Genomic DNA, 13304 nt, shown 5'->3' with positions numbered 1-13304 from the left:
AATAATTACCCTAATAGAAGACGAAATTGTTGAATAACATTTATCTTCGCATTTCTAACATACTAATTAATATGAAAAAAATAATTTTATTTTTAACTGCATTTATCCTAGCGATACCTACAACGGTAAAGGCTGATGAGGGAATGTGGTTCTTGATGTTTATAGAGCGCTTGAATCAGCGTGATATGCAAAAGATGGGACTTAAGTTAACGTCTGAAGAGATTTATAGTATTAATAATCATTCATTAAAAGATGCTATAGTTCAATTCGATGGAGGATGTACTGCTGAGATTATTTCTAATCAAGGTTTAGTGTTGACTAATCACCACTGTGGATATGATAAGATCGCTAATCTATCAACTCCGGAGGATGATATCTTAACAAATGGTTTCTGGGCAAAAGACAAAGCAACTGAGCGTCAAGCAAAGGGATTGTCAGTTCGTTTCTTCGTTAGAATGGATGACGTTTCTAAACGTATCTTAAGTGTTGTTAATGATAAAATGACAGAGTTAGAAAGAGAGAAAGCTATCAATCAAGAAATAGCTAAGATTCAAAAAGAGAATGATGGAGATGGTAAATATACTGTGTCTGTAAAATCTTTCTTTCAAGGGAATGAGTTTTATTACTTCGTATACCAAGATTACAATGATGTACGTTTAGTAGGAACACCTCCTAATAGCATCGGTAAATTCGGTGGAGATACTGATAACTGGGAGTGGCCACGTCACACTGGAGATTTCTCTTTATTCCGTGTTTACACAGATAAGAATGGTAACCCAGCAGAGTATTCTGCTAATAACGTACCGATGGTACCTAAACACCATTTACCAGTATCTATCACAGGTATTCAAGAGGGTGATTTCTCTATGATCTTAGGATATCCAGGAAGAACAAACAGATGGATGCCAGCTCAAGGTGTAGAACAAAATATCAAATATGCTTATCCAGCTTGGGTAGAAGGATCTAAACTAGGAATGGATGTAATGAAGAAATATATGGCTTCTAATGATGCTGTACGTCTTAATTATGCATCTAAATATGCTGGTGTAGCTAACTACTGGAAAAACCGTCAAGGGATGATTGATGCTTTAACGCAACATCAAACTGTAGCGACTAAAACGAAAGCAGAGGAAGAGTTCCAAAAATGGGCTTCTAAGAAAGAGAATGTTGCTAAGTATGGTAATGTAATCGGTGATATCAATGCGTGGTATAAAGCTACTAATGAGAAATCAAGACACGATAATTACTTAATGACTATGATGCGTACTTCTGGATTAGTGTCTGCTCCATACAGATTAGCTGGAGGAATGGATGCTTATGTAGCTGCTGATGAGAAGAAGAGAGCAGAGATGTTACCAGAATTTAAAGAGTATATTAATAGTATTTATGATGGTAAATATGAGCCTTTAGAAAGAGAAATGCTAGCAAAGCAATTAGCTTTATATGCTACAAAATCTACAGGTTATGAGATAGCTCCTTTTGTAACTCAAATCAATACTGAGTACAATGGTGATTTCGAAAGATATGTGGATGAGATTTTCGAGAAGAGTGTATTTGCTGATATCGAATCTATCGATGCGTTCTTAGCTAATCCTAAAGGTGTAGCTATCTCTCGTGATCCAATGTTCAAATTGTCTCTAGCTATTATGGAGTACAATAGAGCGAAGTCTGATGAATTAGCTGCTTTAGAAGATAAGTTCCAAAAAGCATATAGACTATTCGTAGATGGTGTTCAGAAAAGTAACCCAACAGGTAAATACTATCCAGATGCTAACTCTACATTGCGTTTAACATATGGAACAGTAAAAGATCTTCCTAGAGGAAATAAAGTTAACGATGCTAAAGAGAACTGGTTTACTACCTTAAAAGGAACTATCGCTAAACACAAAGCTGGTGATGAAGAGTTCGCAGTACCTCAAAAGTTAATCGACTTATACAAAGCAAAAGACTATGGTGTGTATGCTGATAAAGCAGGACATATGCCAGTTAACTTCTTAACTAACCACGATATTACAGGAGGTAACTCAGGTTCTCCAGTATTAAATGGAAAAGGAGAGTTGATCGGTCTTGCATTCGATGGTAATATTGAGGCTATGGCTGGAGATGTTATCTATGACCCAAAATTACAACGTACTATAAACGTAGATATACGTTATGTATTATTCATCATAGACAAGTTCGCTGATGCTAAACATATCGTAGATGAGATGACTGTTATTAAATAGTCAACTATGTTAAAATTCAAAACGCCTAATTTATTTAGGCGTTTTTTTTTGTTCATATCTGAACCGTAGTTTAAGTTTACAGTATGAAAAAGTATGTGTTATTTCTATGCCTTTTGCTAGTAGTAGGCTGTGGTTTTAAGAAAGACAATCAAGTAGATACGAAGTTGTCTTTTTACTATTGGCGAACGAATTTTCAACTTGATTCATTAGAACGATCTACTCTAAAAGACTTAGAAGTAGAGAGGTTGTATATCCGCTATTTTGATATTGGACTAAAGGTGGATAATACAATACCTATTCGCCCTATCCAGTTTAAAGATTCTGTTCCTAATCTAGAGATAATACCTGTTGTTTATATTAAGAATGATGTGTTGTTAAACGGAAGAGTGGATCGTGGATTAGCGAAGAAAATTATAGATTATATCAATCAGATTAATAAGCATAATCATATCGTGACAGATGAGATACAACTTGACTGCGACTGGAGTCTAAAGAGTAAAGATTCATTCTTCGAATTGATTGAACAAATAAAGAAAGAGAGCAACTGGGAAGTGTCGTCTACTATCCGATTACACCAAGTGAAATATGCTAGCAAGACTGGTATTCCGAAAGTGAATTATGGAGTACTGATGTATTATAATATGGGAACTATTGCTTCAGACACACTTAACTCTATTTACGATAGAAATATAGGGAAGAAGTATATAGGAGCTCTAGCTGATTATCCATTAGAACTGAAGTATGCTTTACCGATATACGCTTGGGCGATACATACCCGAGAGAATAAAGTGTTGCGTATGATCAGTAGGGTTAGAACAAGTGATGTGGAGAAGATAGCTGCTTTTAAGAAAATGGATAGTATTAGGTATGTCGTAGAAGAAGAAGGGGTGTACTTCGGTCAGCTATTCTTGGTAGGGGATCAGATTAAAGTTGAAACGACAACTAGTGAGCAGTTATTAGAAATGAAACAAGATCTTCAGAAGGCAAGTGGGAAATGTCCATCTGAGATTATATTATATGATTTAAATTCAAGAAATATTCCTTATTATGAAAAAGAAGTTTGGAAAGAGATTATTATATGTAAGTAGTTTATCACTGCTATTGGGAGCAGGGGTTTACTCTTATGGATGTGCTGATGGATGGTGGAGTTATTCGTCTCTATCTAGTTTTACACCAGAAGCGTTTGTAGATAAGTCATACAAGCCTTTATTTTTTGCACCTAGTGAGCGTTTTTACGATGGTGCATATATGTTTAATACAGGGATGTATAATGATGATATAGTAAGTGATTGGGTAAAGTATTTAGGCAATGCTATTCCTGAGGCTGTAGTAAAAGAATGTTTAGTCTCAAACGAGTTTGAGATAGGGACAATGCACACTATTTACAGTGAACTTAAAAAAGGGAAAAAGAGAAGTAGCATCTATGACTTAGATTTAAAGAATAAGAAAGTAGAGAACTTTATTAACTTTTTAAACTTCGCTAAAACAATAGAACAATACTCTGCACAAGACTTTGAATATTGGAATTATGAAAAGCAATTAAGAGATCAATTGCCAAATGATTATGTAGCCAAAGTTCAGAGTTTCTATGAGAAGATGGATAAGAAAGATACTTTCTATATGAACAGAATGTGGTTTCAGGTGATGAAAGCGAAGTTCTATTCAGCAGATAAGGGAAGTGCTATATCTTACTTTGAAACTACAGCGAGTAGCCAACCTCACAATACACTATACTATAGAGCGATGTCTTATGTAGCAGGAGCTCATTATGAGAAGGCAGACTTTATGAAGTCTAATGTGCTATATGCAACGGTATTTGACAAGGAACCTTCTATGCGTCAAGTAGCCTTATATAACTTTAAGCCATTAGATAAACCTACGATGACTAAGATAGTTAATAGTACTTCTGATAAAGAAGTAAAAGCAGCTATTTGGGCGATTATGGGATACTATGGAGATTTAGGAGAATCAATGAAGAATGCTTATGAAGTGAATCCGAAAAGTCCGCATATAGATTATGTATTGACTAGATGGGTGAACCTTCAGGAGCAAGAAGTAAATGTGTTTACAGAGAGTAGTTTTAAATCTCGTGATGAGTACTTCAAAGCTATTAAGAAGAAAATAGATCAGAATACACTGAAGTGGGTTAAGACTATAGCTGATAAACCTCAAGATGTTGCTAACCCTGTACTTTGGAAATTAGCAGCAGGATATATGGATATCTTCCAAGGTGATTATAAAAGTGCTACGAAACAAATCGAAGAAGCAAGTGCTTATGTAAAGAAAGGTGATAAACTACTTGAAGAGCAAGTGAGATTATTTGCACTTATTAATACTGTGTCTCAAATCAAGAAGTTGGATAAGAGTACAGAAGAGAAGTTGCTACCTGAATTAAAATGGGTATATGTTGATTTAGTTAAGAATGACTATAGTGATCCTTTTAGATATGAATATGCAGCAGGATGGATACGTCAGTTTCTGTCTGTGGTATATAAGGAACAAGGTAATGCTATTATGTCTGAGATACTAAATTCAAAAGGAGTAGAGTATTATAAAGACGGCAAGCAGTCAGTGGCTATGGAGAACTTCCTATTGCGTACTAATCATTCTGGGATAGAGTCATTGTTTGCATCACTATATCAGTTTAACTTAAGTGATATATATGAGAGTCGCGCTATTCACCTATTCTATGAAGATAAGATAGATGAGGCAATCGTTGAAATGAAAAAGGCAAAGCCAGTTAAGAAGAAAAATATGTATGATGATGACTATACAGAGATGACGTATAGTTCTAGTCAGCTATATGGCAATCCGTTTAATGGTAAGATTAAGGACTGTAATGACTGTGACCACGCTGCTAAGCAGACTACAGTATATACTAAGTTATCGTTCTTAGAGAAACTAAAAGAGATGGAGAGCAATGTAGCTAATGGTGTAGATGTCTTTAATAATGCAATGCTAGTAGGGAACGCATTCTATAATGTTACATATTTTGGTAACGGACGTAGTTTTTACTATAATAGTATCTGGGATGAGTATGGAAGTAATACAATCAGTACAGGTAACCGTTCTAATATTCTAAATATGCGCAATGCTCGTAAGTATTATGACATCGCTAAAAAGAATACAACAACTAAAGAACAGAAAGCTAAGTTAGCCTACTTCGAAGCTAAATTAGAACGAAATGATTTCTATACTTTGACATACCACAGTGGTGATTACTACAGTGGTGGATGGGGAGATGCTGTTATGTTTAAGAAGTGGAAAGGATTCGTAGACTTAAAGAATAATTATAGTGATACGAAGTATTACCAGGAGGTAATCAAGGAATGTGGTTACTTTAGAAAATATTTAGGAATAGAATAAAATACAACCCATAAAAAAAGCTCAAGGTGACTTGAGCTTTTTTTTATGGGTTGTATTTTGATAAAAGCCTATAGTATTACCAACGGTAAAAAGGCTATTAAAAAGAATATACTTATGAGGATGATATCAATAGTGATCAATACTCTACTAGTCCATCGGTATGGAAGTAATGAAATCAGTATTCTACTTATCCAACAGTATAAGAAAAACAAAAATATCTTTATACTATAAGGATTGATAAGATATGTAGTATTACCTCTGTTGTGAAGTATAGAGATAAAGTCTCTAGTAAGTCCTCTGCTTTTACATAAGTATTCAGGTAAGCTTTCGCAAGATGATTTGATCCGCAATTCGTTAATATCTAAACTATCTATAAAGTATAGATATAGAAACATTACGGAGAGTAATACTGCAAAACTTACATTGATGATAAAATACGGAGAACTCTTCTTCACTGATAACTATTGGTTAGTATCTTGTGCAGTAGTATCAGTATCTTCAGTAAATATTTCTACATCAGTATCCTCAGCTTCCTCTTCTTGATAATAAGGCTCTTCTATAGAATCAGTAGTATCATAATAATCGTGATTATTAAGATCTTTTTGTAGTTGACTAGTAAAACCACCTAATAGAATTCCCCAAAACAGACCAATTAATAAGGCAACACCTCCAATGGCTAAACCTGCAATAGCAAGACCTTTTGGTTCTCCTGTTTTTTTAGCTTGAACTAATACCACAATAGAAGCAATTATAGGGACTAGTGCAATAAAAATAGCGAAGTACCCAAAACAAGGTATGAATGAGACAACTAGTGCTATTATAGCGAATACTAATGATATGATTCCTAATACAGATGTTTGCTGTGTTGGAGCAGGAGGAGGGTAATTATTGTTTTGCATAGTTTTTTTTGATAAAGATATTAATATTCTTTTAACAGTCAAGGTGGATTGATGAAAATCAGTAATAAGATATTTAAATCAAAAGAGTGTTAAATGTAATAAAGTCGTATTTTTACGTATTGAATTAGAATACTAAAAGTCAAAAGAAATATATAATGCGTATACATTTTATCGCAATTGGAGGAAGTGCAATGCACAACCTAGCTTTAGCTTTACATGCTAAAGGAGATATAGTGACAGGTAGTGATGATACTATCTTCGAACCTTCTAAATCTAGATTAGCTGCTAAAGGATTATTGCCTAAAGAAGAAGGATGGTATCCAGAGAAGATAACAAATGATATAGATGTTATTATACTTGGTATGCACGCTAAAGGTGATAACCCTGAGTTATTAAAAGCGAAAGAATTAGGACTGACTATATACTCTTACCCAGAGTTTATCTATGAGCATTCTAAGAATAAGACTCGTGTAGTTATCGGTGGTTCACACGGAAAGACTACCATTACTTCTATGATATTACACGTGATGCACTATCATAATGTAGAGGTAGACTATCTAGTAGGAGCACAGTTAGAAGGATTTGACCGTATGGTTAATCTTACTTCTGATAATGAGTTTATGTTGATCGAGGGGGATGAGTATTTATCATCAGCTCTAGATCTTAGACCTAAGTTTCACATCTACCAACCGAATATAGCGTTATTAAGTGGTATCGCTTGGGATCATATTAATGTGTTTCCTACGTTTGATAACTACGTAGAACAATTCAAGATTTTTATTGATAAGATAGTTAACGGAGGTATTCTTGTATATAATGAGGAAGATCCTATCGTAGCGAAGTTAGCAGAAGAGACTGTTAATCCTATCAGAAGAATACCTTATACTACTCCTTCATATTCCATAGAGAATGAACAGACTTACTTAGATACTAATGATGGACCTATGCCATTAGAAGTATTCGGTAAGCATAACTTGAGTAATATCAGTGGTGCGAAGTGGATTTGTCAGAATATGGGAATAGATGAAGAGGATTTTTATGAGGCGATAGCATCATTTAAAGGAGCGTCTAAGCGATTAGAAAAACTTGTAGAAACAGATAATACTGTTATCTATAAAGATTTTGCTCATTCACCTAGTAAAGTGAAAGCAACTACTGAGGCTGTGAAAGCGCAATATCCAAGTAAGAAAGTTATAGCATGTCTTGAATTGCATACTTATAGTAGTCTTAACTCTGCATTCTTATCTCAGTATGAGGGTGCATTAGACAAGGCAGATGAAGCTGTTGTGTTCTACTCATTAGATGCATTAAAGATTAAGAATATGCCAGAGATTTCTCAAGAACAAATGCAAGCCGCGTTTAAACGAGAAGGACTAGCAACTTATACAAATGCAAGTGATTTTAAGAGTTACTTAGATCAACTAGATTTAGCTAACTCAGTATTGTTATTTATGAGTTCAGGTAACTATGGCGGGCTAGATATGCAAGCTTTTAGTGATAACGTAAAGAATAAGTAATAGAGATATCTGTTACGATAATAGATGATGAAAGTCACCAATTACTCCTGTAGTTGGTGACTTTTTTATTGGGAATCAAGTAGATGGAATGTATAGTTTAACCCGGAATACGCGATAGACCTATTAACGAGAATGAATTATACAAAACAGCTCTGAATTTATGAAAAAAGCATACTATAGTATGGTTTTAGAAGAAATGAAAGAGATGTAAAGTAGAATTTGTTCGTAGTATAGGTCGAATGCGGATTCTGGGTTTAAGCTACTCAAAAGATAAAGTAAACATCTTGAATCCTTATCTTTTAGTACAGCCACTTCAACACTTCTTCAACATTACCACAACATTGTTCTATTATAAGTCCTTTTTGTTGAAGGATTCTTGAGCCATTCTGGATGAGCTCTTGTCTCAAATAAATTGCTTAATCCCTAATTTTTAATGTTGATTATAGAATGTTAGCTATGTATGTAATTATTTGAATAGTGGTAGTAATTTTACAATTCCTTTATATCATTTTAATATCCAAGGCTTAGTTTTTGATTCGATTTACTGTTCAAAACTATTGATTATGGAGAACCAAAAGATTACGATAAAACAGTGGGCAGAAGATGATAGACCACGTGAGAAACTAATGTTAAAGGGCAAGACTATTCTAAGTGATGCGGAGTTATTAGCGATACTGATAGGGTCAGGACATAAAGATGAGTCTGCTGTAGATTTATGCAAAAGGATATTGGCAACTTATAATAATAATTTAAGTGTATTAGCTAAGCAGAGTATCTCTAAACTTACTGCATTTAAAGGAATAGGAGAAGCGAAAGCAATTTCTATTATAGCTGCTCTTGAGATAGGACAACGCAGGAGATTAAGTGAGCGAATAGAAGATCCGATGATTAACTCAAGTAGTGATGTATTCGAAATTATGAATCCTGTGATAGGTGATTTAGATCATGAAGAGTTTTGGGTACTTTATCTCAATAATTCGAATAAGGTTAGGTCTAAATTCCCGTTGAGTAAAGGAGGGATAACAGGTACGGTAGTAGATGTACGACTTTTATTTCAAACGGCATTAGAGCAGAAAGCTGTAGGAATTATCTTAGTACATAATCATCCTAGTGGTAAGGTGAAACCTAGTGATGCAGATATTCAAATTACCAAGAAGATAAAGGAAGGAGGAAAGATTATGGATATTCACCTTTTAGATCATTTGATCATCACAGAATATAGTTACTACAGTTTTGCCGATGAAGGAATTTTATAAGTACTTTTGCTATTCAAATAAAAGATTATAAAAATGGGAGTAAAAAGCTTAACAAGTAAGACAGATATCTTCTTTGATCTAGATCATACCCTTTGGGACTTTGAGAAGAATTCTGCTTTAGCTTTTAATGATGTTATTGAGGAGTTGAAATTACCGTTTAGCACAGAGTTATTCTTAAGTCACTATGTTGAGATTAACAATATGTATTGGGATAAATACAGTTTAAACCAAGTGACAAAAGAAGAGTTGCGCATTGGTAGAATTAGAGATACATTTGCTAAATTAGGATATCAGTCTACGAGAGAAGAAATGTTAAAGATGGGAGATGATTATTTAAAAGCAATGCCTAATCACAACTACCTTTTCGATGGTACTATAGAAGTATTAGATTATCTGAAAGAGAAGTATAAGCTTCATATCATCACTAATGGATTTGATGAAGTGCAGACTAAGAAGCTAGATCGTTCAGGTATATCAGGATACTTTAAGACAGTGACTAATTCTGAAATGGCAGGAGTGAGTAAACCTAATCCTGAGATATTTAACTATGCTTTAGATAAGGCAAAGGTTAAAGTAGGAGAATCTGTAATGATAGGAGATAATTTCCTAGCAGATATAGAGGGTGCATTAGGAGTGGGAATGGATGCTATCTATTACAGTCAATCAAAAGATAAGGTAACACCACAGATTTATCACGTACAGAAATTAATAGAATTAAAAGACCTGCTATAGCAGGTCTTTTTGATTTATATCGGACTATATTAATAGTTATATTTAAACTGCCATCTGTTGCGAAGAAATTCTCGAGTACCATTCTCTCTACTATTAGTACCAGGTTCATAGAGAACCGTTCCTTGTATTTCATCTGGTAGAAACTCTTGTTCTACGAAGTTGTTTGTATAGTCATGAGAGTATAGGTATTCTTGTCCATAACCTAGTTCTTTCATTAGTTTAGTTGGTGCATTTCTAAGGTGAATAGGTACAGATAGATCTCCTGTTTGCTTCACTAATTGCTGAGCTTGACCTATAGCTAAATAGGTGGAGTTGCTCTTAGGAGAGGTTGCTAAATAGATGGCGCATTGGCTAAGTAGTATTCTGCTTTCAGGATATCCAATAAAAGAGACTGCCTGAAAGGTGTTGTTTGCCATAATTAAAGCAGTTGGATTAGCATTACCGATATCTTCTGATGCCGCGATAAGTAATCTACGAGCGATAAACTTAACATCTTCACCACCTTCTATCATTCTGGCTAACCAATAGACAGCTCCATTAGGATCACTCCCTCTGATAGACTTAATAAAAGCAGAGACAATATCATAGTGTTGCTCACCAGTCTTGTCATATAGGACAGTATTCTTCTGAACGATCTGCATTACTCTATCATTCGTGATGACTATTTCATCCTCATTGGTAGAGTTAATGATAAGCTCAAAAGTATTCAAGAGTTTACGTCCATCACCTCCAGACATTCTAAATAGTGCTTCTGTCTCAGATAGTGTGATGTTCTTTTTCTTTAATATAGAGTCTTTACTGATCGCACGATCTAGTAGCTGCTGTAAGTCCTCTTTAGTAAAAGCATTTAATGTATAGACTTGACATCTTGATAATAGCGCAGGTATAACCTCGAAGCTTGGGTTTTCTGTAGTAGCACCTATAAGAGTTACCCACCCACGTTCAACAGCAGCGAGAAGAGAATCTTGTTGAGATTTGCTAAAGCGATGTATCTCATCAATGAATAAGATGGGGTTTCTAGGAGTGAATAAACCTCCACTCGACTTTGCTTTCTCTATGACTTCACGGATATCTTTTACACCTGAGTTAATTGCACTAAGCGCATAGAATGGACGCTCGCTTTCCTTAGCTATAATCTCTGCCAAGGTAGTTTTACCTGTACCAGGAGGTCCCCAAAAAATTAAAGAAGGGATAAAACCTATTTTAAGTTGATTGGTTAATATTCCGTTCTCTCCCACTAAATGATCTTGACTTACATAGTCACTTAATGTTTGAGGGCGTACGCGTTCTGCTAAAGGTGCTTCCATGATGGTGATTAAATGTCTTCTTACAAAAATACAATCTCTTTTTCACAATACGATGTTTTTCTACCTCTTCTATACAATTACATCTAGGATGTGAAAGGACTTAAAAGAAGGATATGCTAAAATGGTGTGAACGGAAAAACAATCAACAGCAAAATACAGTATATTTATAGTAGTAAAGGAATTTAATTATGAGTAAAGAAAAATTACCTCCTTTATCTATTAACCTACTATTACTCCCAATATTCTTTATTGTATTGATATGGGGAGTATATTGGGTAGATTGGAATAACTTTTATGAGCTACATGAGTATGGAGTACGGCCTCGTAGAATAGAAGGATTGAAAGGAATTATCTTTAGCCCTTTTATCCATGGAGGACTAAAGCACTTGTATAATAACTCGGTTGCTTTGTTCGTCTTGTTATTGATGTTGCAATATTTCTATAAGAAACAAGCATTAGTAGTTTTAGTCTTTGGAATATTATTATCAGGATTAGGAACATGGATTATAGGTAGAGATAGTTATCATATAGGGGCAAGTGGATTAGTATATGTTTTAGTGAGTTTTATGTTCTTTAAGGGAGTGCAGACACGATATTACAGACTAATGGCTTTATCTCTATTAATAGTTATCTTATACGGAAGTACGATTTGGTATATGTTTCCTGATGTAGAAGAGGGTATTTCGTGGGAGGGACACTTGAGTGGATTTGTTACAGGACTATTCTTAAGTTTTATAGTGGCATCTCCTGATCACATTGAGAAAGGATATAAGTATGAGTGGCAAGATCCTAACTTTGATCCGCAGTCAGATCCTTTTATGAGGTGCTTCGATGAGAATGGCAACTTTATTGTTATTCCAAAAGTTGTAATAGATAAAGATCCTTACAGAAAGACACTACCTGTCTTAGTAAGTTATTATAGTGAGGATAGAGTAAAAACTATAAAAGCACCTTAGAAGGTGCTTTTATAGTTTTTGATTGTAAATTCAATTGCTGTTTCCAGTACTTCCCCCATCGTATTACAGTACTTGAATGCTTTTTCGTGTACATACTCATATAGGTCAGTTTTGAGTTGATCTACATGCTCTTCAGGAGCGATGGTGTCATGCTTCATAACATTAAGAAGATCATCTAGTCGTTCCTTGTTACTTAGCACTCTTCTGACTAATACTGATCGTATCTCTTTTCTGTATTGTTCTATCGAAGTATCTTTAAACTTCTCTAAGACAAGTTGAACGATAGTACTATTCTCTTTAAAGAACTGTGGTAGATAAAACTTTAGGTTACCTTCATAACACTGCTGATCAAAGTCAATAGGGCGTATGCGATATACTACATGATCAAAATCATGTGTAGGAATAATCACATAGTTATAAGAACGCATGTCACCTAAAAGTCCGATTAGGCAACGCTCATTGAACTTTACATATTCTTTTGCTATTTGGGACTTCTCTAATTCACTGCATAGAGCCAGGTGTTCTTTTATAAAGACATCACCGGGAATTCCCATGATATGTTCTTCTATTAATGTATCCTTATGTACAATGTAATTCATTGTATAAGGAGATAGCATTTCTTCTAATTCTAAGCCATAGATACGAGACGCATCGGCTTTTTTAATATAGAAATTAGTATAGATATCATTTAGCTTATTTCTTACTTTAACACGGAATGGCTGCGAGTTACCAAAAGAACAAAAGTCTATAGAGTCAACGGTCAGGTGCTGTAAGGTATCCACATCTCCATCTGAGTGAAGTAGGGTGTATATCTTAGTTAAGCTTGCCTCGATCTCTGTATATTCGTGTTCTGGATAGTAAACTCTTAACCACAGTGTATCATTACCATATTTATCTTCGACACTAATACAACCACTGAACCTTAGTAAATCTTCATATAATATACTCGTTTTAGTTACACGTTTATATTTAGTAAGATAACTAGCTAGTTCTACCGAGACTGGGTAGCTCGGTTTTTTTTGTTGTCTCTTAGTGTCTTTTTCCAT

At 34.6% G+C, this 13304-nt stretch carries 10 protein-coding genes; 7 read left to right on the top strand and 3 right to left on the bottom strand.

The genetic code is table 11. From position 1 onward, the window contains the following. The first annotated feature begins 71 nt into the window (after positions 1–71). The 3 genes from CF599_RS00275 to CF599_RS00265 all read left to right on the top strand — a co-directional run bounded on the left by CF599_RS00275 (position 72) and on the right by CF599_RS00265 (position 5591). Positions 72–2225 (top strand): S46 family peptidase, encoded by a 2154-nt coding sequence (locus CF599_RS00275; RefSeq protein ID WP_121964049.1) that lies wholly within the window; start codon positions 72–74, stop codon positions 2223–2225. An 83-nt stretch (positions 2226–2308) separates the two neighbouring features. After that, positions 2309–3313: a hypothetical protein gene (locus tag CF599_RS00270; RefSeq protein ID WP_121964048.1), complete on the top strand. Its 1005-nt coding sequence runs from the start codon at positions 2309–2311 to the stop codon at positions 3311–3313. Then, on the top strand, positions 3273–5591 hold the full coding sequence (locus CF599_RS00265; RefSeq protein WP_121964047.1) for a hypothetical protein: 2319 nt from the start codon (positions 3273–3275) through the stop codon (positions 5589–5591). Before CF599_RS00270 ends, CF599_RS00265 begins: the two co-directional genes overlap by 41 nt. 461 nt (positions 5592–6052) lie before the next feature. Here the strand turns inward: CF599_RS00265 and CF599_RS00260 are convergent, their stop codons facing one another. After that, positions 6053–6490: a DUF4190 domain-containing protein gene (locus tag CF599_RS00260; protein ID WP_121964046.1), complete on the bottom strand. Its 438-nt coding sequence runs from the start codon at positions 6488–6490 to the stop codon at positions 6053–6055. Between the two features lie 155 nt (positions 6491–6645). On the opposite strand from CF599_RS00260, the gene murC reads away from it, so the two are divergent. The 3 genes from murC (at position 6646) to CF599_RS00245 (ending at position 9995) form a co-directional block, all read left to right on the top strand. Next, complete coding sequence (gene murC / locus CF599_RS00255; protein ID WP_121964045.1) at positions 6646–8007, top strand: UDP-N-acetylmuramate--L-alanine ligase; 1362 nt, start codon at positions 6646–6648, stop codon at positions 8005–8007. Between the two features lie 563 nt (positions 8008–8570). Then, positions 8571–9263 carry a DNA repair protein RadC gene (radC, locus tag CF599_RS00250; RefSeq protein WP_121964044.1) on the top strand — a complete coding sequence of 231 codons (693 nt, stop codon included), beginning with the start codon at positions 8571–8573 and terminating at the stop codon, positions 9261–9263. Positions 9264–9296: 33 nt separating this feature from the next. Then, positions 9297–9995, top strand: a complete 699-nt coding sequence (locus tag CF599_RS00245) for a YjjG family noncanonical pyrimidine nucleotidase (RefSeq protein ID WP_121964043.1) — start codon at positions 9297–9299, stop codon at positions 9993–9995. A 29-nt stretch (positions 9996–10024) separates the two neighbouring features. Here CF599_RS00245 and CF599_RS00240 read toward each other — a convergent pair whose 3' ends face one another. Beyond that, complete coding sequence (locus CF599_RS00240) at positions 10025–11302, bottom strand: replication-associated recombination protein A (protein WP_121964042.1); 1278 nt, start codon at positions 11300–11302, stop codon at positions 10025–10027. 188 nt (positions 11303–11490) lie between these two features. Here CF599_RS00240 and CF599_RS00235 point away from each other — a divergent pair, with 188 nt between their 5' ends. Beyond that, positions 11491–12258, top strand: coding sequence for a rhomboid family intramembrane serine protease (locus CF599_RS00235; RefSeq protein ID WP_121964041.1), 768 nt, complete (start codon positions 11491–11493; stop codon positions 12256–12258). On the opposite strand, the gene CF599_RS00230 is transcribed toward CF599_RS00235, so the two are convergent. Beyond that, positions 12255–13304: a hypothetical protein gene (locus CF599_RS00230; RefSeq protein ID WP_121964040.1), complete on the bottom strand. Its 1050-nt coding sequence runs from the start codon at positions 13302–13304 to the stop codon at positions 12255–12257. The genes CF599_RS00235 and CF599_RS00230 overlap by 4 nt on opposite strands.

This window comes from Myroides sp. N17-2 (assembly GCF_002286775.1).
GTDB lineage: Bacteria > Bacteroidota > Bacteroidia > Flavobacteriales > Flavobacteriaceae > Flavobacterium.
Note: the sequence above shows the minus strand (reverse complement) of the source record. Positions and strands in the feature narration are given on the sequence as shown.

Coding starts and splice junctions, on each gene's coding strand:
- CF599_RS00275 (WP_121964049.1), top strand. CDS start 72: ATGAAAAAAATAATTTTATTTTTAACTGCATTTATCCTAGCGATACCT.
- CF599_RS00270 (WP_121964048.1), top strand. CDS start 2,309: ATGAAAAAGTATGTGTTATTTCTATGCCTTTTGCTAGTAGTAGGCTGT.
- CF599_RS00265 (WP_121964047.1), top strand. CDS start 3,273: ATGAAAAAGAAGTTTGGAAAGAGATTATTATATGTAAGTAGTTTATCA.
- CF599_RS00260 (WP_121964046.1), bottom strand. CDS start 6,490: ATGCAAAACAATAATTACCCTCCTCCTGCTCCAACACAGCAAACATCT.
- murC (WP_121964045.1), top strand. CDS start 6,646: ATGCGTATACATTTTATCGCAATTGGAGGAAGTGCAATGCACAACCTA.
- radC (WP_121964044.1), top strand. CDS start 8,571: ATGGAGAACCAAAAGATTACGATAAAACAGTGGGCAGAAGATGATAGA.
- CF599_RS00245 (WP_121964043.1), top strand. CDS start 9,297: ATGGGAGTAAAAAGCTTAACAAGTAAGACAGATATCTTCTTTGATCTA.
- CF599_RS00240 (WP_121964042.1), bottom strand. CDS start 11,302: ATGGAAGCACCTTTAGCAGAACGCGTACGCCCTCAAACATTAAGTGAC.
- CF599_RS00235 (WP_121964041.1), top strand. CDS start 11,491: ATGAGTAAAGAAAAATTACCTCCTTTATCTATTAACCTACTATTACTC.
- CF599_RS00230 (WP_121964040.1), bottom strand. CDS start 13,304: ATGGAAAAAGACACTAAGAGACAACAAAAAAAACCGAGCTACCCAGTC.